18 protein-coding genes and 3 pseudogenes are annotated in these 21,691 nt (G+C 41.3%); 10 read left to right on the plus strand and 11 right to left on the minus strand.

Annotation, left to right across the window (positions count from 1 at the left end):
- Nucleotides 1-408: 408 nt before the first annotated feature.
- Together WN50_RS06930 and WN50_RS06935 are read left to right on the plus strand one after the other, a co-directional pair.
- Entirely contained in the window at nt 409-2,346 is a 1,938-nt protein-coding gene (locus WN50_RS06930; protein WP_046280053.1) for a cation:proton antiporter, read from the plus strand.
- Nucleotides 2,347-2,916: 570 nt separating this feature from the next.
- The gene (locus WN50_RS06935; protein ID WP_046277958.1) at nt 2,917-3,090 is read left to right on the plus strand and encodes a chlorophyll A-B-binding protein; all 174 of its coding nucleotides are present in this window, start codon (nt 2,917-2,919) and stop codon (nt 3,088-3,090) included.
- Nucleotides 3,091-3,275: 185 nt separating this feature from the next.
- Here the strand turns inward: WN50_RS06935 and rpoD are convergent, their stop codons facing one another.
- The 3 genes from rpoD to WN50_RS06950 all read right to left on the minus strand — a co-directional run bounded on the left by rpoD (nt 3,276) and on the right by WN50_RS06950 (nt 7,472).
- Nucleotides 3,276-4,451, minus strand: a complete 1,176-nt coding sequence (gene rpoD, locus WN50_RS06940; RefSeq protein WP_046277959.1) for an RNA polymerase sigma factor RpoD — start codon at nt 4,449-4,451, stop codon at nt 3,276-3,278.
- Nucleotides 4,452-5,323: 872 nt separating this feature from the next.
- Nucleotides 5,324-6,208, minus strand: a complete 885-nt coding sequence (locus tag WN50_RS06945) for an ABC transporter permease (RefSeq protein WP_046281208.1) — start codon at nt 6,206-6,208, stop codon at nt 5,324-5,326.
- A gap of 73 nt (nt 6,209-6,281) precedes the next feature.
- Nucleotides 6,282-7,472 carry an RNA-guided endonuclease InsQ/TnpB family protein gene (locus tag WN50_RS06950; protein ID WP_046281209.1) on the minus strand — a complete coding sequence of 397 codons (1,191 nt, stop codon included), beginning with the start codon at nt 7,470-7,472 and terminating at the stop codon, nt 6,282-6,284.
- Nucleotides 7,473-7,800: 328 nt separating this feature from the next.
- On the opposite strand from WN50_RS06950, the gene WN50_RS06955 reads away from it, so the two are divergent.
- Nucleotides 7,801-8,322 (plus strand): type IV pilin-like G/H family protein, encoded by a 522-nt coding sequence (locus WN50_RS06955; RefSeq protein WP_046281210.1) that lies wholly within the window; start codon nt 7,801-7,803, stop codon nt 8,320-8,322.
- Here the strand turns inward: WN50_RS06955 and WN50_RS06960 are convergent.
- From WN50_RS06960 to WN50_RS06970, 3 genes are all read right to left on the minus strand, one after another.
- A complete protein-coding gene (locus WN50_RS06960; protein WP_046281211.1) occupies nt 8,314-8,829 on the minus strand; it encodes a hypothetical protein in 516 nt (171 codons plus the stop codon). The two genes, WN50_RS06955 and WN50_RS06960, sit on opposite strands and share 9 nt — an antisense overlap.
- Nucleotides 8,830-9,037: 208 nt before the next feature.
- Entirely contained in the window at nt 9,038-9,367 is a 330-nt protein-coding gene (locus tag WN50_RS06965; protein WP_046281212.1) for a heavy metal-binding domain-containing protein, read from the minus strand.
- Nucleotides 9,368-9,476: 109 nt separating this feature from the next.
- Nucleotides 9,477-10,079 (minus strand): Coq4 family protein, encoded by a 603-nt coding sequence (locus WN50_RS06970; RefSeq protein WP_152964699.1) that lies wholly within the window; start codon nt 10,077-10,079, stop codon nt 9,477-9,479.
- 459 nt (nt 10,080-10,538) lie between these two features.
- Here WN50_RS06970 and WN50_RS06975 point away from each other — a divergent pair.
- Both WN50_RS06975 and WN50_RS35870 read left to right on the plus strand, forming a co-directional pair.
- A pseudogene (locus WN50_RS06975) lies at nt 10,539-11,873 on the plus strand (IS701 family transposase).
- 46 nt (nt 11,874-11,919) lie between these two features.
- A pseudogene (locus WN50_RS35870) lies at nt 11,920-12,123 on the plus strand (hypothetical protein); the annotation flags it as partial.
- 53 nt (nt 12,124-12,176) lie between these two features.
- Here the strand turns inward: WN50_RS35870 and WN50_RS06985 are convergent.
- The gene (locus tag WN50_RS06985) at nt 12,177-13,550 is read right to left on the minus strand and encodes an ATP-binding protein (RefSeq protein ID WP_046281214.1); all 1,374 of its coding nucleotides are present in this window, start codon (nt 13,548-13,550) and stop codon (nt 12,177-12,179) included.
- A gap of 151 nt (nt 13,551-13,701) precedes the next feature.
- Here WN50_RS06985 and WN50_RS06990 point away from each other — a divergent pair, with 151 nt between their 5' ends.
- The 5 genes from WN50_RS06990 (at nt 13,702) to WN50_RS35875 (ending at nt 15,717) form a co-directional block, all read left to right on the plus strand.
- Nucleotides 13,702-13,962 (plus strand): hypothetical protein, encoded by a 261-nt coding sequence (locus WN50_RS06990; protein ID WP_027255372.1) that lies wholly within the window; start codon nt 13,702-13,704, stop codon nt 13,960-13,962.
- Nucleotides 13,963-14,030: 68 nt separating this feature from the next.
- The gene (locus tag WN50_RS06995) at nt 14,031-14,315 is read left to right on the plus strand and encodes a hypothetical protein (protein WP_046281215.1); all 285 of its coding nucleotides are present in this window, start codon (nt 14,031-14,033) and stop codon (nt 14,313-14,315) included.
- A 51-nt stretch (nt 14,316-14,366) separates the two neighbouring features.
- Nucleotides 14,367-14,519 (plus strand): hypothetical protein, encoded by a 153-nt coding sequence (locus WN50_RS31900; RefSeq protein WP_082172357.1) that lies wholly within the window; start codon nt 14,367-14,369, stop codon nt 14,517-14,519.
- Nucleotides 14,520-14,550: 31 nt separating this feature from the next.
- The gene (locus WN50_RS07000; RefSeq protein ID WP_046281230.1) at nt 14,551-14,733 is read left to right on the plus strand and encodes a hypothetical protein; all 183 of its coding nucleotides are present in this window, start codon (nt 14,551-14,553) and stop codon (nt 14,731-14,733) included.
- 156 nt (nt 14,734-14,889) lie between these two features.
- The gene (locus WN50_RS35875; protein WP_053221452.1) at nt 14,890-15,717 is read left to right on the plus strand and encodes a YqaE/Pmp3 family membrane protein; all 828 of its coding nucleotides are present in this window, start codon (nt 14,890-14,892) and stop codon (nt 15,715-15,717) included.
- A 107-nt stretch (nt 15,718-15,824) separates the two neighbouring features.
- Here the strand turns inward: WN50_RS35875 and WN50_RS07010 are convergent, their stop codons facing one another.
- The 4 genes and pseudogenes from WN50_RS07010 to WN50_RS07025 all read right to left on the minus strand — a co-directional run.
- On the minus strand, nt 15,825-16,268 hold the full coding sequence (locus WN50_RS07010) for a type II toxin-antitoxin system VapC family toxin (protein ID WP_046281216.1): 444 nt from the start codon (nt 16,266-16,268) through the stop codon (nt 15,825-15,827).
- Nucleotides 16,256-16,471: a hypothetical protein gene (locus WN50_RS07015; protein ID WP_046281217.1), complete on the minus strand. Its 216-nt coding sequence runs from the start codon at nt 16,469-16,471 to the stop codon at nt 16,256-16,258. The genes WN50_RS07010 and WN50_RS07015 overlap by 13 nt, the downstream gene beginning before the upstream one ends.
- Before the next feature lie 91 nt (nt 16,472-16,562).
- Nucleotides 16,563-16,745: pseudogene (locus WN50_RS07020) on the minus strand (type II toxin-antitoxin system PemK/MazF family toxin); the annotation flags it as partial.
- A gap of 260 nt (nt 16,746-17,005) precedes the next feature.
- On the minus strand, nt 17,006-21,691 hold a 4,686-nt coding region (locus tag WN50_RS07025; protein ID WP_200906230.1), incomplete at its 5' end, for an Ig-like domain-containing protein.

Raw genomic sequence — 21,691 nt, forward strand, 5'->3', positions numbered from 1 at the left:
ACCCCATCCCCCCATCCCCCCCGGCAATTTTTAACTGAGAATGAAACAGCCCTGACCCAGTAGGGGTGCAAGGCTTGCACCCAAAAAAACACTTGCACCCAAAAAACACCGCTTCAACCGGGTGCATTTCATCTGATGAAAAACTGATTCCAACTGCAAACTAGACTTTTTTCAAGATATTCGATCAACTTCAAATAGCAGGTGTTTACAGAAGTTGTTAACCTGAGCCAGTCAGTCTAGGGCGAATAATGGGTTATGATAACCGTCAATAGGGTTTTAACTCTATTAAACATCAAGTCACAAGGTGATCAGATGCGATCTGCGAACTCTAGAACAACTTCAGACCGATCCGAAGCGCAGAATACAGGGCATTTCAACCGTCGTGAGTAGCCGAACCCCATTACGCTTATGGAAACAACTTCCTTTGACATTACTCTGCTGATGGTGATCACAATCATTAGTGGAATAAGCGCTCAAGTTTTAGCAGACTACCTCAAAGTACCTGCGATCGTCTTCCTATTGCTATTTGGGATTATCGTCGGTAATGATGGTTTAGGGTTAGTCCATCCCAACCTACTGGGTGAAGGATTAGAGGTGATCGTATCACTCTCGGTTGCTCTGATTCTGTTTGAGGGCGGTTTAAGCCTAGAACTTAGGGATCTAGGACAAGTTTCTGGAAGCATCCGTAATTTAGTCACCTTTGGCACCCTAATCACCCTCACAGGCGGCGGAATGGCTGCCCACTGGTTAGGTGAATTTCCTTGGCCGATCGCCTTTCTTTACGCTTCATTGGTGGTTGTCACCGGGCCTACCGTAGTCGGGCCGTTACTCAAACAGGTTTCTGTTGATCGTCGAGTCGCCGCCTTACTCGAAGGAGAAGGGGTTTTAATCGATCCAGTCGGTGCCATTCTCGCCGTTTTAGTCCTCAACGTTGTCTTAAGCGGGAACGCCAACCCCCTAGAACTTTTTCAAGAACTGATGATTCGCCTGGGAATTGGGGCGGCGCTTGGGGTGGCTGGAGGTGGGTTGCTGGGTTGGAGTTTAAAAAAAAGCCAATCTCTCTCTGAAGAACTGAAAAACCTGATTGTTTTAGCCGCCCTTTGGGGTTTATACGATTTAGCGGAAGTCGTTTACAGCGAATCTGGACTGATGACGGCGGTTGTGTCGGGGATGATGGTGAGAACGGTCGGTGTACCCGAAATGCGACAACTGCGGCGATTTAAAGGTCAGTTAACTATGCTGTCTGTCTCCGTATTGTTTATTTTGCTGGCGGCTGATCTATCGTTAGAAAGTATTGTCGCTTTGGGTTGGGGAAGTGTTCTGACCGTTTTGGCTTTAATGTGGATCGTTCGCCCGATTAATGTTTGGCTTTGTACTCTCAATAGCAATCTCAACTGGCGACAAAAAGCATTTGTCTCTTGGGTTGGCCCTAGAGGAATTGTCTCGGCTTCTGTTTCCTCTCTGTTTGCCATTTTATTAACCCAACGGGGAATGAACGGCGGAGACTCTATTAAAGCTTTAGTCTTTTTAACGATTATTATGACGGTTGTGATTCAAGGGTTAACAGCTCGTTCGATGGCCAAGTTATTAAGGATTACCTCTAGTTCTGCAACCGGAGCTGTTATTGTTGGTTCTAACCCGATTAGTCGCTTAATTGGACGCTTATTTCAGGAGCGGGGCGAATCTGTGGTGATTATCGATACTAATTCAGAAGCTTGTGAACAGGCTAAACAAGAAGGTTTGCGAGTTTATCAAAGTAGTGCTTTAGATCCCAATGTGTTAGAAGAGGCTGGTCTCGAATCTATTGGTACTTTTTTAGCAATGACCAGTAACGGAGAAGTTAATCTGGTCTTATCGGAACGCGCCGCAGAAGAATTTAAACCGCCTCGTGTTTTGGCACTCTTTCCTCGTGATCCGCAATCAAAAGCCTCAGCTAATAAAGAAAAAGTACAACAAGCTTTTATCCCCGATTTCTCCTTAAAAAAGTGGAATAAGTTCATGGAAAGTCAAGAGGTGAAGTTGGGAGAAACGACTCTCAAACAACCCGGATTAGAGTTTCAACGATCGCATTTACAAGCCTTAATTCGTTCTAATGAATTGCTTCCTCTGTTAGTAGAACGACAAGGAAATTTACAAGTTTTACCGGCTTCGGAAACATGGCAAATTGATGATCGGATTATTTATTTACTCCATGATCCTAAGCCCAAGCTTCTCAGACGCCTATCCGGTTCACAACAATCAACTTTAACCTTAGAAAAACATCCCGTTGTTGAAGAAGTTCCTATCCCTACTCCTACACTGAAAGAAAAAGAAAGCGAAGCTTTTGAAGAAGTCCCTGTCGATTAACACTGATGTTCTCTATAAAACAGAACAGGCGATTTTCCCCCGCTAGTTCCCTAGACAGAGAGGTTTGATCAAAAAATTGGGATACAAGCCTCGCCCTTAAGGGCGACTTTTATGGTAAAATCAAATAGGTTGAAAAACCCGCCTTGTCCCATAAATACTACAGAATAGAAGATTAGGTTGGAACTCCTTTAGTTGAGGGCAGAACAAGGGAAGTCTTAAAGTCAATGAGAAAATCAAACTTGAAGACACAAACAAACAAAAACAAGATTTGTTAATAGTCGCGGGAGGACATTCTGAGACTTTAAACGGACGTGGAGGAAGGCATAAGACTCCGGTTATTGAAGCAGCGTCCTGCGAAGCGTCAACCCCATTCAGTGACCACCCGTTAAAGGTGGCGTGGTGAGGAATCTTCTCCCTTTAGGGAGGAGAGGATGTCAAAGATTAGTACCTTCAATCTGTGTCTTAGGGCTTAAATCTGACAAAAAAGGCCTTGTTGAGCTTGCACTTTCTTTACAGTTTAGTTACATTTATTCACAGAGAACAACAAGTTTCCTGAAAGGAGATTGCCACATGGAAAACCAAAATCGCTTACCCCAAGAGCAAAATCACAACGAGTGGAACTGGGGCTTTACAGCCGGATCTGAAACCTGGAATGGTCGTCTTGCCATGATCGGCTTTATCTCGGCTGTGATCATCGAACTCGCTTCAGGACAAGGTGTATTACACTTCTGGGGTTTGATGTAAGCTAGACGTAATGGAAGATTTGTACACAATGGCAGTCTCCATTACACTAGCTCTTTATTAAAATGTAGGAAGATTATAACATGACTTGGGAGTTTTCGATGACTCTCAAGCTTTTTATTAGCAAAAAAAGTAAGGGCAAAGCTGAAACAACGTCCTGACTTTGCCCATTCACGCCAAAGACCGCCTTAACGAATGTACTCTTTTAAGATGCTGTTGCGGTTGGGATGGCGCAACTTCCGCAGAGCTTTTGCTTCGATTTGACGAATCCGTTCACGAGTGACATTGAAGATTTGACCAATTTCTTCAAGCGTCTTCATCCGACCGTCATCTAAGCCATAGCGTAACCGTAAAACGTCACGTTCACGGGGACTCAGAGTATCTAAAACACTTTCGAGGTCTTCGCGAAGCAGGTTTTTGGACACCTGATCTTCCGGGGTTTCTCCATCAGACTCAATAAAATCACCCAAGCGAGAATCTTCTTCTTTACCAATCGGTGTTTCCAAAGAGATGGGGAGTTGGGCTGATTTCGCAATAAACCGCAACTTCTCAATGGTCATTTCCATCCGAGTGGCAATTTCTTCCTCTGTGGGTTTACGACCCATTTCTTGGGAGAGTAATTTAGTCGTCTTTTTGATCCGAGAAATGGTTTCATACAGGTGAACCGGAAGCCTTATTGTCCGAGATTGATCAGCGATCGCTCGGGTGATGGCTTGACGAATCCACCAAGTCGCGTAGGTACTGAATTTGTAACCTTTTTCGTGATCAAACTTTTCAGCCGCCCGAATCAATCCTAGACTTCCTTCTTGGATTAAGTCTTGGAATGATAAGCCTCGATTCATATACTTTTTAGCGATCGAAACCACTAAACGGAGGTTTGACTGCACCATCTTATCTTTGGCCCGTCTTCCGTGGAAAAGACGGCGACGGAATTCAGGTAAGGCCATGTCAACGGCACTTGCCCATTCCCGGTCTTCGGGTTCTCGATGGTGATGTTCGATTAGCTTTTCCCGTATTCGCTCTAACTCAAGTAAGTCGGCGATTTTACGCGCTAATTCAATTTCTTCATCAGCTCGTAATAATCGAATTCGACCTATTTCTTGGAGATAGAGTCTAATCGAATCCTCAGTGTAGTGTTTTTTCTTCGCCTGAGTCCGACGCCGTGACTTAGCAACTCCTTCTGACTTGCTTTCGTCTTCTTCATCAGACTGAGATTCTAGATAATCTTCGTCTTGACTATCATCATCTTCAAGCAGAAAGTCTAATTCATGTTCCGGTCGGGCTCGGGTTGAACTTTGAAGCAATTCGATCGGTTCCATCTCCGGCTGAATGGGGGTTGCGAGTCCGGTGTTCGTCTGGATCATGCCGCGTTCCTCATGCTCCTCAATGCAAGAATCAATCACTATAAACAATTAGTAGTTTGTCTATTTCTAGACAGTTTAGCCAATTCTAACCGCAATCACAGTTTGATTGGGGTTTAGCCGACTTCTTGAGTAAACTCGACTTCACTCAAATTATCGACATTGGATTTAAACAACACCGATTGGTGTTTTCACCATTGCAGTTAGACCTTTCTGATTGTAGCCTCTCTCATACAAAATGCACGGCCTCGCTACAACTTCTAGGTGGGTACTGGGATTAAAAGTTGAAATTCCTCAGATTTTGCAATTGGGGTCAGGCTGCTACAAACCCTCGGCATTTTTCTGCTAACCGCAGAATTAGACGGGTTTGGGAAGGAATTCCTCAACACCAACTAGCTTTGATCTCTAGTCATTAGAAGACAGCTTTTCAGAAGTTGACCCTTGCTGGAAAAACCTGTTGCCTCAATCAGCAGGTTAGTGGATATAACGATTTGGGGAAGTTTAATGATCTTCGCCTGTAGACTTTTTAGTCTCTAACATCATCTTAACCCAATTGAGACAACTGACTGAGTTGCTCCAGCCCATTAGCTTGCAAAAGCAAACCGGATGTTCACAACTTACAAGAGAAACTGTCTGAACTTAGTTCCTTTTTTGTACGTTAACTCAAATCTGAAAAATTGGTGCCTACTCTAATGTTAAATCAAGTTAAGCTTTTGACGCCATCTTTTTGTGAAATCTTGATCAACTTGTTCTATTGTTTTAAACTTCAACTGCTGAATATTTAAGATAAAGATCACAGTTAATATACATATCTTTACATTGATTGGATTAATCATTAAGTTCTTGTGAAGAGAGTCACACCCCATTGAGACCTACTAGCGTTGATTTCTCAGGCGAGGGTTTACCCAATCATTTAACCCTTCTCCCAACAGCGATAATCCCACCACCATCAACGTTAAGGCTAATCCCGGAAAAAAAGCAGTCCACCAAATCCCCGTCGGTAAAGCTTCCAGCGCTAAACGTAAATCATGTCCCCATTCTGGAGTCTCTTCCGGTAATCCTAATCCCAAAAATCCCAAACTTCCTAACGTTAAAATGGCATCAGCCGCATTCAGGGTAAACAAAACAGGCACACTCTGAATCACATTCATAAACAGATAACGGGATAATACTGTCCAGGTATCCGCCCCCAGGGCTTGCGCGGCTTCAATAAATAATTCTGTTTTAACACTTGTGGTATGATTACGAACCACCCGATAATATTGGGGAACATAAGCGATACTCAAGGCGATCGCTGCATTCAAAATTCCTCGCCCAACTACAAACGCCAGGGTAATCGACAGCAACAGTCCGGGTAAGGTATATACTGCATCCATGACAAACAGTAACGCTCGGTCTAGTTTTCCCCCCAAATAACCACTGACGAGTCCCAACGGTACCCCAATGATCAAACTTAACCCGGTGGCTAATAGCAACACCTTCCAAGCCGCCTGGACACCAAAAAGGGTTCGGGAAAAAACATCATAGCCCTGACGATTGGTACCAAACCAATGTTCAAGCCCTGGGGCTTGGTGAATGGGGTTCGAGAGAAACTCTGTTGGACTTTGAATCCATCCCCAAGCCAAAAAGACTGGAGACAATACCGTTATCAGAATAAAAACCATTGTGATCCCCAAACCCACCAACATCATCCGAGTTGAGAGATTGGGTTGTTTCCAGAGACTTAGAACTTCTAAGAAGCGAGATTTAGCAGCCGTCATTGACAATTCTACAGATGAGTTCGGGTTAATTGTCTCTTGACACTCCCCGCCATAAATGACGGGGATTCTTGGTTCACGGATCGCACTTTCCAACGCAGGAATCATCCAACATTAAAAGAGGTGCAAACTCCCCAAGCTTTAAAGATTCGGTCTGCCCGACCGTACTTAGGGCTTTTTTCAGAATGTTTTTAGCCGCGTTAACGTCTCTATCTTCACAATATCCGCATGAACAAACATGGGTTCTTGTTGATAGAGATTTTGTTACTTTTTTCCCACAGTTAGAACAGTCAGCAGAGGTATTATGGGGAGCTACAGGTATTGTTAGCTTCCCATATTTTATTGCAAAATATTCTAACCAATAACGAAAAGTAGACCAGGCAACATCTGAAATTGATTTAGCTAAATGTCGGTTTTTTATCATGCCTTTAACATTCAAGTCTTCATAGGCGACCACATCATTAGAGTGAATTACGCAGTATGCAATTCTTTTTGCATACTCTTTACGTTGCCTACTTACTTTTAAATGTTTACGGGCATATCGACACAAGGCTTTGTGGTAGTTTTTTGACTGCGGTTTAACCCCACGAATGTATTTCTTGGATTTTCTGCGATTAGCTCGATTTAACTGTTTTTCAGCTTTCCTATAGAACTGAGGATTTTCTATGGTATTTCCAAAGCTATCTGCTAGAAAATATTTGATTCCAACATCTAAGCCTATTGCTTTTCCTGTGGGCTCAGTTTCTATTCGCACATCAACTGAAATACAAAACTGCACATAGTATCCATCGGCTCTCTTCACTAACCTCACTCGCTTAATGTCTTCGAGTTGGTAGAAATGAAGATCATAGGTTCCCTTTAGCTTCAGCTTACCGATATTGTTCTTATCGGTGAAAGTAATATGTTTCCTGTTCTCTGAAAGCTTCCATCCTGAAGTCTTGTATTCAACAGAACGAGCGTGTTTTTTGAATTTAGGAAACGCCTTCAAACCGGGTACTTTTCGCTTACAGTTGTTGTAAAACCTGCTAATTGCACTCCAACTACATTCAGCCGCAGACTGTCTAGCTTGAGAGTTGAGCTTGTGAGCAAAAGGATATTGTTTAGCCAACACCTTGCAATATTTATTGAGGTCGTACTTGCTCACCATTTTGTTGTCCATCCAGTATCTTAAACAAGAGTTTCGGATGAACTTGTAGGAGCGTATCGCCTCGTCAATTGCTCGATACTGGCTATCTTTACCTTGTGCTTTGAACTCAAAAACTATCAATTCGGACTACTTACCTTTAAATTTATGCTGACTATGATAGCATAGATTTGTCAAAGACAACCACATCGAGCGGTTGTTTTTGACTTTGGGGAGTCCATGTATCCCCGCCATAAATGACGGGGTTTTATTGCTCCCCAAACCCCACATCCGATCAACCAGAATCGAAGGATGAAGAAGTGAGGATTGAATAATCTAATCATCCCGTAGGAGCGATCATTTTCCATCCGCCTTTAACAAAAGTATAGAGTTCAGAACATTTCAGGAATAACTGTGGATCAGGCTGTAGTTGGATTTTGCTCAATACAAAAGCTCTGGTTTTTCAGGTTAAATGAACAGACTTCAAGATTTCTCTGTCTCTGCTGTCTCAACTCTAGCTTTCTGGAGATTCTTAATTTTTTCTCCCTTGCTATTAACCGGATGTCAACTCACTTTTTCCATTCCCGAACTTGAAGAAATTTCTCCCTTTGAAAGTAGCAATCAAGCTTCTTTTGTGATGAACACAATGACAGCCGGACAACAGGCTTATTATAATGCCAACGGTCATTTTGCTAGTTCCATTGAAAATCTTTCGGTTGATGTTAATCTTGAAACCGGAGAATATCGCTATAATGTCACGACAGTCGGAGACTTGGCTCAAACGGTTGTGATCACAGCCGCCGCTAAAGCAGAGGGACTGCCCAGTTATACGGGCGTGGTAACAGTCGGACAAACGGAAGGGGGAGTGATGGCATTCGCAAATGTCTGTCAAACAGATGAACCTTCTACCCAACCTCCCCCACTTTCAAGCACACCTATTCCCGGTGAAGGGTTAAAATGTCCTCCCGGTTCTAGTCCGGCACGCTCACGCTAAAACAAAATCAACTTCGTCTGCTCCCCCTGTCTCACCTTGGCCGGATGCTATTTTTTCGCCATTGACTTCTACCGCAAAAGGAGTATTATCTAAACCGGACATATTATAGTCGGTTTTATCGCCTGTATATCCAACGCTGGCAATCATTTTCCGGCCAGCATCAGTATATTCAAAAGCCATCATTTGGTTTTTATCTTGCTTATTGTCCCGCGCCCAAATGACCATGTATTGTCCACCTTGGTAGTCAAATACTTTGGGTGAACGAGTGGGTACATAACGTCCTGGATCGCCAAAGCTAGTATCTAAAAATGATTGTACAGAATCATCTTGGACAACAGCATAACTCACTTGGCCAGGAGGAGCTTCTGCTTCGTTAACATCTCCTTGACTTTCGTCTGGGGCTTCTTCTTTGTTACGGTTTTTGAAGTAATCAACTGCCATTTTTGTTCCAATTGCACCGACGGTAGCAATACCTGCACCAGCGAGAATGTTGCGAAGTCTATTCATAGTCTTTTTTGACGATATACAATGGTTTTGTTGGCATCTATCACAACCAACGAAAGAATTGTATCAAACTTTGCAGAAAAAATCGCGATTTTTGACAAAAAGTATTTCGACTGGACAGACTTTTTCCTCTGATCGAATCGATTATAATTTTGGACTACCGGAGATTACATCTATCAACTTTTTTTATATGGCCCAATCTCTATAAAGCTTAATCGCGGTATTTGACTGCTGTCCCACTTGCTGCTACCATCAGCATACTTCCACCGCCACTGGAGTTAATGGTTTCATAATCTAAATCAATCCCGATAATGGCATTGGCACCCAGGGAAACGGCAGCTTGTTCCATTTCTTTTATAGCGGTTTCTTTAGCTTCGCGCAAGGATTTTTCATAGGCGGCTGACCTTCCCCCAACAACATCTCGAATACTGGCAAAAAAGTCTCTAAAAACATTTGCACCTAAAATCGCTTCTCCACTGACAATCCCACAATATTGAATAATCTGTTTGTTTTCAAGTGTGCCTGTTGTTGTTAAAATCATATCGAGTTTTTAACACCCCTCAAATGTTCTCTCCTGATTGTATAATTAGGAAATGAGATTGTCAATCGATCAGCATTAGAGGTCAAAAAAGTTAACTTTACTCCTCAACTTAAACTAAGCCTAGCTCCTTTTTAATTTCTATTAAGGGCTTTTCCCAATTTTCCTCAAACCGATAACTGAGCAAAAATTTTGCTTTTTTTCCTAACAATCGACCAACCCGAAGATTGCTAAAAATCTCTGGAATTTGTTGAGGAGCGAATAAAGGATAAAGGATGATAGCCATCGCCAATGAAACCTTTAAAGTCAGGCTATAGTTTTGTTCAGCCGCAAAGGCTAAAACTCCGATTTCTCCAGCGTAACTGGTATCAAACCCTAACAACACATGAAAAATATCGTGAGTGATTGAATATCGCAGAGAAAAAACATTTTTTTCGGCAATTCGACTCACTTCTGGGCTGATTTCAAAGGGTTTAAGATGATTCCGTTTCATGTGTTCAGCATATTGATAACCCAAAGTTGGGGGTGGAAGCTGACTTAATTTTTCTAAATCGATAGGCGGGTGATAACCGATAACCGACTGCATTTTTGATTCATGTTTCGGATTGAGTTTAACGCCAAAAGCTTCAGCTTTTAGAATGGCAACATCTCCTAAATAGTCAGTCGTTTTGGCGATTTTAATAGCTTGAAAGAACTGCTTGATATTAATCTCCATTTCAGTTTACTCCTGGGGTTTGCAAATGCAAGTCCAATCTTTCTCTACTTATTTCGCTGTTCAGTTTGATTAACTGTTTGATCTAACCAGTTTAAAAGCCGTTCAGAGAGTTTGTATTGACCATTGAAAATTTCGTCAGAGATCACAATCAGGCTTAATAAAATTGAGAATGAGATAAATTCCATCGTTTTGCATCTAAATTAACCTTCTATGATTAACTATGATGTTTGTATAGAGGTTTGACCAGGGAACATAGGAAAGTTAAGCTGGAAGTTACAGAATTTTATTGAAAAAAGAATGTTATATCATATTAAAAGAGACACAAGAGCGATCGCGTCAATTAATCAGTACAATCAATTCAGCGATCGCTCTTGTCACAATGATATCCCTCTTCTGTCAGTCTCCTATAAGTAAAATTAGAAAATAAACCACACGGGTAGCTAGAAGGGGGATAAGGTAATGGATGTAGAATTACAGATTATCAAACATTTGGCTAGAGATGCACAAGCAACAGTTTCAGTGATTGATGAATATTGCCAAGGTTATAAAGATTTATTCCCTGAAGTTAGAAGTTACGAATGTTTTAAATACTTACATCTAGGAATCATCTCACCAATTCCGAGAAAATCTTTACCCGAAATTGCTAAAATAGTAGGAATTAGTTCCCCGCAGTCACTTCATCACTTTTTAGCTAATTCGCCTTGGTCAGTGAAGGAACTAAAAGAAAGAAGATTAGCGCAAACTCTGAAAGCATTGAAAAGCCAGAAGATTATAGTAATAATTGATGAGACAGGAGACCGGAAAAAGGGTAAGAAAACCGACTATGTTGCCAGACAATACTTGGGGAGTGTGGGCAAAGTAGATCGGGGAATAGTATCAGTTAATGCTTATGGTGTTTATAAAAATATAACTTTTCCTTTGGTTTTTAGAGTGTTTAAACCCCAAAGAACACTGAAAGAAGGAAACATCTATAAAACCAAGATTGAAATTGCATCGGAAATCATAACAGAGTTAGTTGATTTTGGATTTCAGATTGAATTAGTTTTAGCGGATAGCCTCTATGGTGAAAGCAGTTTATTTATCAGTAAATTAGATGAATTTGAATTACCTTGGGTGTTGGCAATAAGAAGTAATCATGGAGTCTGGATGCTTGACCATGAGAAAGTTAGAGCCAATAAGTGGTGTAAATTTGAGAGGGTTTTTAGCAATCAAGAATCAGACACAAGATATATTAGAGAAATCATATTTGGTAAAAAGAGTACGAGAACCTATTGGGAAATCACCACAGATCCAGAAACAATACCAGAGACATTAACTTCCTTTGTGATGACAAACTTAACAGAAAAGAGGAGCCAGATTAAAAAGACATTAGGTAATCTATATGGGTTAAGAACATGGGTAGAATATGGATTTCGACAATGCAAACAAGAACTAGGTTGGACTGATTATCGATTAACGGATTTTCAAAACATAGAAAAGTGGTGGGAAATTATTTTCTGTGTGTATTTAATGATTAGTTTAAACTCGGAAGTTTTCCGCTCTTTAAATCAATGCAGTCAAAGAGAATCTGAGAGCCAAAAAACTACTATTGATTGATCGACTCACCAACGATGGAATCAGAAAGAGGGATGGAAAAATATTTTAAATAATTTACGTTTAATTATTCAACCTACGATTATATTATGGTTAATTGCTGCGTGGCTAGATGTTTTTCCTGACCGTTATTTATTGCTGGGTTTTCATAAATTAATTCAGAATATTAATCAATCTCAATCTTACTTTCCCAATGGGTAACTCTACTTTTTATTACTTGTTGATTTCGGAGACTGACAGAAGAGGGATATGTGGAATTTGTCGATTCATGGTTAGAGATACCCATGCAATCAAAACACATATATTTTGTTCACTTCAAGCTTTCGTGAAATTGGAGTTTATGCGCTCTGAAAACATAATTAGCAATTGGTATGAAGTACAGAGAAATCTGTTTACTTCTGTTATCCGTGAGCATATTTTTGCTAACATTGGCAAGAATATCATTGTCTAGACTACATGAATGATGTTTTTTGTCAATGCGTAAGTCCTATACTCATGTTTTAATTAGTGCTTTTGCCTAGTTTTTACATATTGCATCATCACCGAATTTAAAGTAAAAAAAGTTATTTTTTCTCGTTCTTGTGTCTCCAATAAAAATCTCATACACAGGGACTTTATTGCATTAATTAAGTCGGAATGGGATAATTGTGTTTTGTTTAATATTTCTGCTAGAGTGAGTGCCTCTGTTTCTTGGAAAAGCTGAGTAATTACCGTAACTTCTTCCTCTGTTAATCTTCCTAATAATTTCTCTAAACGCGATTGTAATGATTTATCTAAAAGGGGCATATCATATTGCAAAAAATCAGCGACTTTACAGCTAAATAATTCTCGAATCAGGGCAGCAGTTATATTTAACCAGAGGGGGTTGCCTTGATAGATATTAATTAGGGTTTCCCAGGTTTCTGATTCTAATAATTGATATGAGCTTAAAATCTCTTTCGCGCCTAGACCTAAACTTCCTAAAACTAAAGAATGAATGGGGGAATTTGATTTTTCTAATTCGGCAATTTCCCTAGGTTTTTCGGAACTAATTAACAAAAAACAACTATTATGATTAACTTCGGTGATTTGTTTAAAAAATAACTGATAATCTTCATAGCCTGATTTATATTGTCCAGCAAGTTGACCACTGCTAAAAAGTGCCTGCACGTCATCGAGAATAATTAGACATCGGTATTTTCGCAGATAATCGAGGATTTGGGAAATTTGGGTTTCGATATTTTGGGGTATTTCTGATGATTCGGAGAAAATTTTTAGGATTTGGGAAAGATATTGTTCTAAGGTAGGGGAAAAGCGGAGACTCCGATAGATAATGTAATCAAATTGGGTTTTGATTTGGTCAATTAGGCAAAGGGCAAGGGTGGTTTTGCCAATACCACTGATTCCTAGAAGTGCGATTAAGCGTGTACGATCTTGTGTTATCCAGTTTTCGAGGGTGGAGAGTTGGGGAGTGCGATCGAAAAAGCTGAATATTTCGGGTGCGTCGCCTAAGTCTATATGGAGTTGTTTAGAAGTTTGTTCGGAGTTTTGTGTTTCTGTTGGACTTCGTGCCATTTCAGGACAAATATTGACGTTATTAATCCCTACAAAACTTCTGCCAATAGCTGATGATACATGGTAAGAGTTACCTCTTTTTAAGATATAGCGAACATTTGCTTTACTAACATTTTCGTCCAAAATATCCGAAAGTATTTTCCATAATTCACAAGCAACATCCCTAATATGACCCTCGCTTAAATGAGAGTCTTCTGCAATTTGTGAGTATTTCTGACCTTGGATCGTACCCCGGAGTATAGCTTCTTCCAGATATTCTAAGTGTTTTCCTGTCTTAGAGAAAACTAGCTTGTCAGCGAGTTTCAGGATTTCTTGAACGTCCATAGGTTACGGATTTGCTATAGTTTCTCGTATTTTATCCGATCTTTCCGACATTTTCCGATCTTGTCTGGTTGAAAAAGTCCCGACATTTCCGACTTGCCTTATTTCTGACAAAGAAATTACAATCGGCTAAGTTAAATTAGGAGGTTAAATTATGAGTAAACCCTGGGAGCCTGCGGAAGATGGTGTACATGAATACCAGTCAGCTGATAATTCAAAACCAGATGGTACTTATACAATTGCTGTACGTCCAATAGGTCAATCAACTAAATATCCTCATGTAAACTTTGACTATAATCCGACAACTGGTGATATAACTTATAATCACACTTCTTTTAGTGGAAAAAAAGCAAGTGGAACGAGGGAAAATGTGCAGATAGCAATAGCATATTTGAAAGGTGAAGGAGCTTTATAAAGATAAAAGTGGGTAGTACACAGTAGCTAAATTTTCTTTCAAGCCATTAAAGTAATTAGGAGTTTGTTGTGTCTGAAATAGTAAAATTTAGATTGCCTGACGGTAATCAGATCACTGTCAAGTTGATAGATTTATGTGGAGATTTAGATCGTCGAGATGGTGGTGTTACGATACAACCAGTTTCAGATAATGCTAAATCTGTACATCATCATTCTTTTGAGGATAGAGACGGCAATTGGAACATTCTGATTCGAGATCAAAATAATCAAAATATCACAGCTTATGTCCTGAATAAAAGAAATGGTAGCTGGACAGAGAGAGAGCTAACAGATGCAGAGAAAAGAAATAGATAAATAGCTACTAGCACTTAGAAACTAAACATTCAAAAAGCGAGGATTAAAATCATGGCTAATGAGAAACCACCAAATCAACCAAAATCAAAGGAAGAAATGGAGAGAGTCTGCCAAAAATGCAATGGGACAGGAAAGATAAGTTACCCAGAAGGAAAACGAGAGGTTGATTGTCCTAAATGTCGCGGTAAAGGTTGGACGTTGTAAATCATTAGGAAATTTAATTAAGGGAGTAGTTATGGCTAAAAAGTACATGGGTGAAGTTAAAAATCCAGAAGGTTCTCCTTATTCTTATTACTGGGACGAGGATACTGGTGAAGTATTTGTTAGCAATGACTCTGCTGGTAAAGCCTCATCCTCTGAGGAAGCTTGGCGTAAAGCGAATTTCTACGTAACTACGCTTCAGAAATGGAAGGATTGATTGATAAAAGTTGCGATCGCCAACATTTATAGGAAAGGTTAAAGGTTAGGCGATCGCTCTCTCGAATCTAAGTAAAAACCGTCAAAAAGCGACTTAAATACATAGTTTATTGATTTTTATATTATTTGATAAGAGTTAAACAAAGGAGAAAATACTATGTCTGATAATGAATTTGAAAATGACTATAAAATAGCAGAAGCTCGTTATAAGCAAATGGCAATCCAAGCTAGTGACTTGCGATACGAAGCATTAGATAACTTGAACAAGGAAAATTATCTAGCAGCTATATATAATTGTAAAGATTATTTAAAACTAATAGAATCACTCCCAAGAATAGCAGTTAACTTATATTGTGGTGTCTCTTGTGAAATGTACAGTGGAGATTTAGTAATTTACACGGCTTCTGTTTTCAAAATACTCCATTTAGCTTATTTTTGTTGTGATGAAAAGAGAGTATTAGAATCTTTAATTTGTTTTCAAAAACTCAATCAAATCATTAATAAATATAGATTAGTAGAGCCAAAAAAAGCTAAAAACTGGTTAGAATACAAAGCACTGCTAGAAGCGATAAGAAGGATGTACTTTGAACTACAGAGTGATATAAAAAAGTATACAATAGACTTGGTAAAGTGTAATTTTTTAGATGCTAGTCTGGAAATAAATGAAGATATTGTATTAGCAAAATTTCCAAATATTGACAGTGAAAACTTTAGCTATTTGAAAAATTACTATCCGTTATTATTCCAAAAAAAACTTGATGAAAATCCAGAGGATGGTAAGGGGTGTGTTGCCATAGTTGCTGCGATTTGGTTTCCCCCACTGGGCGTATTTTTAAAGGTTGGGTTTGGCTTTCATTTTTGGGCAAACCTGGCGCTCTTGTTATTTTTGGGTTCATTGAACGTAGCTTCTAATCCGATCGCTACTGTTGGTGCGTGTATTCTCCTCATTATTCATGCTATTTGGGTGATTGTCAAGCACGATTAAAGTTAAGCAGTAGGGAAATGCGATCGCCTTTATCTTCCCCAAAAATGCGATCGCGCTTAATTTTCTGAAGTGCGATCGCCTTTCTTTTCCCTTCTAAAAATACTTCCTCAAATTCTCAAATTCTCCAACACTAAAACCGTTAACTCCGGTAAAGAAGGCAACCGGGCATCATTTGTCAAAAAAAATGAAGCACCCTCACAGATAGCTGTAGCCATTTGAATAGCATCGGGCGATCGCAAATTGTAAGTTGCTCTCAGTTGTGCTGCTTTTTCAGCAATATCTGGAGTTAATTCAACCACAGTTAAACCTTCTTGATTGAGCAATATTTCACGATATTCTTGAGCCAAGATAGTGTTTCTCTGACGCAGGGGATGAACTAGAACTTCTAGTAGTGTTACTGTTGATGTCACCAGCCTAAAATCACCGCGATCAAACGATTTAAAGAAAAGCCGCATCATCTCTATATACTTGGGATTTCGCTCCATAAAGTAAATTAAAGGCGCGGTGTCTAATCCCACAACTTTTCCTTGTAACTGAGCTATCCATTCCATGAATTTCGTTCGTGATTCACATATTCTTGAGCATCAATCCCATGCCAAATTTCCTCACCCAATCCTTCTAATTCTAAAATACTCCGTTTAGGTTTAGGCTGAAATCGGTGACGAACATATACTAATAATTCAGAGATGAGTCGCAGTTGCTCATCTGGTGTAAGTCTTAGAACCTGGGTCAATACCGCGCTGTAAGTAGACATAGATTCTTGATTAAGATTTTTGTGTTGACTGTTATTATAGCAATTTAGGATTGAGGAAAATGCGATCGCCCTTATCTTTCCTAAAGTGCGATTAAACTTGACCAGGCAAATCCAACGCAATTAATAAAGCTTGATTCATCAGAAGTATTGCTTCATCACTAAGTATTCCTCGTAAACTCAATAAACGAGATTTAGATAATACCCGTACTTGATCGGCCATAGCGATAGAATCGTTGGTTAATCCACCGTCGGGAGCTTTAATTAATACCTGAGTGTTTTTATCCCTCTTCTGTCAGTCTCCGAGGAGTAAAATTAGAAAATAACCCTCTTCTGTCACTTTCCGGGTTTTCTTATGATTAGTAATTTCCGAAGCCACCGTATAGTCAACGATCTGAGATGGGACAGTCGCATTTTGACCCAGATCGCACCTTCAGGAATTTCTACTGGAAAAAAATGGCGAGATCGTCTGTCCTATCTACGCTTTGGAATTCAGAAAATACAAGGCTTTTCGGAGACTGACAAAAGAGGAATAAGTTAGCCGACAAAAGCAATAAAACTACTTTCCGTCAAAGCCGTCACCGGTATATCATTGAGAATAGCCAACTGTTGAGTGTCAAGACTAATAACCGTCGTGGTTCCACTTTGGGATAGAGTTAAATCATCAAAGCTTAAACCCCCGCCCAAAGCAATGAAATCAGTACCCAGTTGGAAATCTTGAATGGTGTCCGTACCACTATCGGAGAACAGAATAAACCGATCACTACCACTTCCACCAGAAATCAGGTCATTACCTTCATCGCCAAACAACCAATCATCCCCAAGTTCTCCGGCTAAAGTATCTTCCCCTAAACCGCCATAGAGAGTATCACTCTCGGTTCCCCCACAGAGACGGTCATTATCTTCATTACCAAACAGCAGATCCGAACCACTACCGCCACAGATTGTATCGCGTCCGGGAACTGTACTAAAGGTTTCGTTGTCGTTGATATCGCCATAAATCGTATCGTTACCCTCATTGCCACAGAGTTGGTCATTGCCCAAATCTCCGTACATCAGGTCATCTCCGAGTTCACCATAAACGAGGTCATCTTCTTTGCCCCCGCGAACCGTATCATTACCAATACCCCCACTGAGGGTATCATTACTACGACCACCATTGATCAAGTCATCACCTGCACCACCCCAGATGAAATCGATCATGCCAGACAGAGCGCGTTCCGGTTCAACTTCATTTTCATCAGCAGTGTCGCCAACTAGGGTATCATTGCCTTCGTCACCGTAGAGGGTGTCATTACCCAAATCACCCCAAACCATATCATCATTTTTGCCGCCATAGGAGAAGTCATCTTGCTTACCGCTATACATCATGTCAGCGCCGGGGCCACCTTGAATTAAATCATTGTTAGCGTGGCCATAGAGAAAATCATCGTTCTCAAAGTTAGCGGAGGCTGCCAAGTCTTGAGTGCCGTTACTGCCAATTAGCGTGTCGTTACCGTCGCCTCCAAGCAGAGAATCATTGCCTTCATCGCCAAACTTGAGGTCATCACCCTCGCCCCCATAGACGGTATCATTGCCCTCAAAGCCTTCAATGCGGTCATCTCCGGCAAAGGCAAAGACCAGATCACTACCGAGTGAACCGGGTATGGTATCACTTTCATCAGTACCATCAATACTACCAAAGCCATTAAACGTACTTGGAGTTAAGCCTAAACGTTCAGGTAGAGGGACAGTACCAAACTCGGGTAAGGGAGGACAGTCACAACCGCCATCATCAATGACTTCACCCCGAGGAATGGAATCATCTTCTTCTACAATTAGGCGTACAGTCGCGATGTTAGAAACAGCACCATCATTATCAGTCGCAGTGAAAGTGAAGCTGACATCACCTGTAAAGTTAGAGTCAGGTTCAAAAGTCAGTTGTCCGGCTTGAGAGGGTGTTAGACGTTCAACTTGATCTAAGCTGGTGATTTCTTCGCCATTGAGGAACAAAGTACCATTGGCAGGTAATTCCGTAATCGTGTAGAAATTAACTGAACCATCGCGATCTATAGCCGTTAACGGAGGAATAACAGAGGGAGTCCCATCATTGGGAATATTCGCCGTTTCATTCTCAGCTTCAGGCGGTAAGTTCCCAGACGGTAGAGAGGGAACGCCACCCCCTCCGGGAACATTCGGAACAGAGAAGGCGATAACCGGAACAGTAATGTTGGCAATATTAGAATTAGCCCCATCATCGTCTGTCACCGTATAACTAAAAGAGGCATTACCCGCAAAGCCAATATTAGGCCGGAATGTGAGATTATCAAGTTGATTGGGAGTTAACCGTTGAACCTGAATCGGGTCACTCACCGCCACACCATCAAGCAACAGAGTCCCTTCTGCGGGATTAGGTAATGTCAAGTTAATCAATTCTACGATGCCATCAGGGTCACTGAAGTTCGCCGCAGACAAAGGTAGAGGAATCGCAGCGCTATTGTTGAGAATTGATGAACTCTGAACATCCTCGGCTGTGGGCGGTTGATTGGCGTCGGGGCTAACGGTCACTAAAATATTAGCAGGTTCGGAAGTCGCGCCTAAATTATCCTGGACTGTAAAGGGAATGGTTACACTACCGCTAAAACCGTCAACAGGTTCAAAGGTAACTTGACCTTGATTATTAACGGAAAATCTTCCTTGGGGTAAAGTGACCTGCTGATCAATTTCTGGAGTCGTTGGATCAAGGTCAATCGTGCTTAATTCAACGTTTCCATCTGGATCGCTAATATTATCAGCCAGATTAAAGGTGACAGGAGTTTCAAACGGGGTGTTAAGGCTTTCGTCGGTTGCTGTCGGAGGAACATTCGCTGGGGGTTCAACCGTAACCGTAACCCTGGCGATATCAGTATTCGTACCGTCACTCACCTGATAGACAAAGGTATCGATTCCGCTAAAACCCCTAGCAGGTGTATAAATTAACGATTGACCATCCTCAGAAGCAGTAATCGTACCTCCGTTAGCGGAGATTCCATCAAAACTCTCGATATTTAATGGATCGCCATCAGGGTCAATGTCATTTGCGATTACATTGATACTGACATTGGTATCTTGGGGGGTGGTGGCGCTGTCATCAACCGCTTCCGGTCGTAGTCCTTGATCGCTGACGTTAATGGTGACAGTAGCAATATCTGTGCCGCCTCGACCATCATTAATGGTGTAAGTAAAGGTGTCAGTCCCAACAAATCGATTGGCGGGTGTATAAATTAAGGATTGACCATCCTCAGAAGCAGTAATCGTACCTCCGTTAGCAGAGATTTCATCAAAACTCTCGATATTTAACGGATCATTTTCGGGGTCAGTATCATTGGTGAGAACATTAATCGTAACTGCTGTATTGACATCTGTCCGGCGTTCGTCATCAATAGCTGCTGGCTTTGTGTTTGTCGGTGGGTTAACGGTAATGGTGACAGTCGCAGTATCGCTATTATTACCGTCCGTCACCTCGTAGGTAAAGCTATCTGTTCCTGAGAAACCCGCAGGCGGTGTATAAACTAATGCCTCACCATTTTCAGAACGAGTAATGGTTCCACCGTTAGCTGAAGTAGCTTCAAAAGTGCTAATCTCTAACGGATCATTTTCCGGGTCAACGTCATTGGCGAGAACGTTGATAGTAACATTGGTATCTTGGTCGGTGGTGGCTGTGTCATTGGCGGCGATCAGGGTTTGATCGGTTTCGACGTTAATCGTGACGGTTGCCGTATCGGTACCGCCGTTACCATCACTGATGGTATAAGTAAAGCTATCTGTTCCTGAGAAACCCGCAGGCGGTGTATAAACTAATGCCTGAGCATTTTGAGAACGAGTAATGGTGGCACCATTAGTTGAAGTGGCTTCAAAACTGCTAATCTCTAACGGATCATTTTCCGGGTCGCTATCATTACCCAAAACGTTAATTGTAATTGCGGTGTCAGAACGGGTTGAGCGTTCGTCATTAACTGCATCAGGAGCGGTATTTGCAGGTTCTTCAACGGTAATGGTAACGATAGCTGTATCAGTACCCCCCTGACCATCGCTAATGGTGTAGCTAAAGCTATCATTACCCGTGAAACCCGCAGGTGGTGTATAGATTAACTGACCATTTTCAATAACAACTTGACCGCCATTGTCAGTATCTTGTTGGATATCTGCGATGCTTAATGAATTACCTTCTGGGTCAGTATCGTTACCCAGAACGTTTAGGGTAATCGGTGTGTTAAACCCAGTTGTAGCACTGTCATCTACTGCATTCGGAGGTTGATTCCCAGGAGCATTAACTGTAATATTAATCGCTGCGGGAGCTGAGGGTGTACCGTTATTATCCTGTACGGTGTAGTTAATCGTTGAGTTTCCCGTAAACCCTGTTTCGGGAATAAAGGTAACAAGCCCTGTATTATCAACACTGTAGCTGCCAACTCCGGGAATGATTCGGCTTGTTTGTTGTCCGGGACTATCCGGGTCAAGGTCTACGGTTGTTGGGTCAATATTACCATCGCTGTCGGTGTCGTTGTTGGTAATATTGAAGCTGATTTCGCTATTAAACGCTGTGGTTTGACTATCAGGATTAGCAATCGGTGCGGTATTAACAGGAGGATTAACTGTAATATTAATCGCTGCGGGAGCGGAGGGTGTACCGTTATTATCCTGTACGGTGTAGTTAATCGTTGAGTTTCCCGTAAACCCTGTTTCGGGAACAAAGGTAACAAGCCCTGTATTATCAACACTGTAGCTGCCAACTCCCGGAATGATTCGGGTTGTTTGTTGTCCGGGACTATCCGGGTCAAGGTCTACGGTTGTCGGGTCAATATTACCATCGCTGTCGGTGTCGTTGTTGGTAATATTGAAGCTAGTTGGCGTATTAGATGCTGTGGTTTGACTATCAGGATTAGCAATCGGTGCGGTATTAACAGGAGGATTAACTGTAACATTAATCGCTGCGGGAGCGGAGGGTGTACCGTTATTATCCTGTACGGTGTAGTTAATCGTTGAGTTTCCGGTAAACCCTGTTTCGGGAACAAAGGTAACAAGCCCTGTATTATCAACACTGTAGCTGCCAACTCCGGGAATGATTCGGGTTGTTTGTTGTCCGGGACTATCCGGGTCAAGGTCTACGGTTGTCGGGTTAATATTACCATCGCTGTCGGTGTCGTTGTTGGTAATATTGAAGCTAGTTGGCGTATTAGATGCTGTGGTTTGACTATCAGGATT

It is taken from the genome of Limnoraphis robusta CS-951 (genome assembly GCF_000972705.2).

Bases quoted from the DNA above. Each gene is read 5' to 3' on its own strand.
- WN50_RS06990 (WP_027255372.1), top strand. From the start codon at position 13,702: ATGAGTAAACCCTGGGAGCCTGCGGAAGATGGTGTACATGAATACCAG.
- WN50_RS06935 (WP_046277958.1), top strand. From the start codon at position 2,917: ATGGAAAACCAAAATCGCTTACCCCAAGAGCAAAATCACAACGAGTGG.
- WN50_RS31900 (WP_082172357.1), top strand. From the start codon at position 14,367: ATGGCTAATGAGAAACCACCAAATCAACCAAAATCAAAGGAAGAAATG.
- WN50_RS06930 (WP_046280053.1), top strand. From the start codon at position 409: ATGGAAACAACTTCCTTTGACATTACTCTGCTGATGGTGATCACAATC.
- WN50_RS07010 (WP_046281216.1), bottom strand. From the start codon at position 16,268: ATGGAATGGATAGCTCAGTTACAAGGAAAAGTTGTGGGATTAGACACC.
- WN50_RS06970 (WP_152964699.1), bottom strand. From the start codon at position 10,079: ATGGAGATTAATATCAAGCAGTTCTTTCAAGCTATTAAAATCGCCAAA.
- WN50_RS06960 (WP_046281211.1), bottom strand. From the start codon at position 8,829: ATGAATAGACTTCGCAACATTCTCGCTGGTGCAGGTATTGCTACCGTC.
- WN50_RS06985 (WP_046281214.1), bottom strand. From the start codon at position 13,550: ATGGACGTTCAAGAAATCCTGAAACTCGCTGACAAGCTAGTTTTCTCT.
- WN50_RS06965 (WP_046281212.1), bottom strand. From the start codon at position 9,367: ATGATTTTAACAACAACAGGCACACTTGAAAACAAACAGATTATTCAA.
- WN50_RS06945 (WP_046281208.1), bottom strand. From the start codon at position 6,208: ATGACGGCTGCTAAATCTCGCTTCTTAGAAGTTCTAAGTCTCTGGAAA.
- WN50_RS35875 (WP_053221452.1), top strand. From the start codon at position 14,890: ATGTCTGATAATGAATTTGAAAATGACTATAAAATAGCAGAAGCTCGT.
- rpoD (WP_046277959.1), bottom strand. From the start codon at position 4,451: ATGATCCAGACGAACACCGGACTCGCAACCCCCATTCAGCCGGAGATG.
- WN50_RS06955 (WP_046281210.1), top strand. From the start codon at position 7,801: ATGAACAGACTTCAAGATTTCTCTGTCTCTGCTGTCTCAACTCTAGCT.
- WN50_RS07015 (WP_046281217.1), bottom strand. From the start codon at position 16,471: ATGTCTACTTACAGCGCGGTATTGACCCAGGTTCTAAGACTTACACCA.
- WN50_RS07000 (WP_046281230.1), top strand. From the start codon at position 14,551: ATGGCTAAAAAGTACATGGGTGAAGTTAAAAATCCAGAAGGTTCTCCT.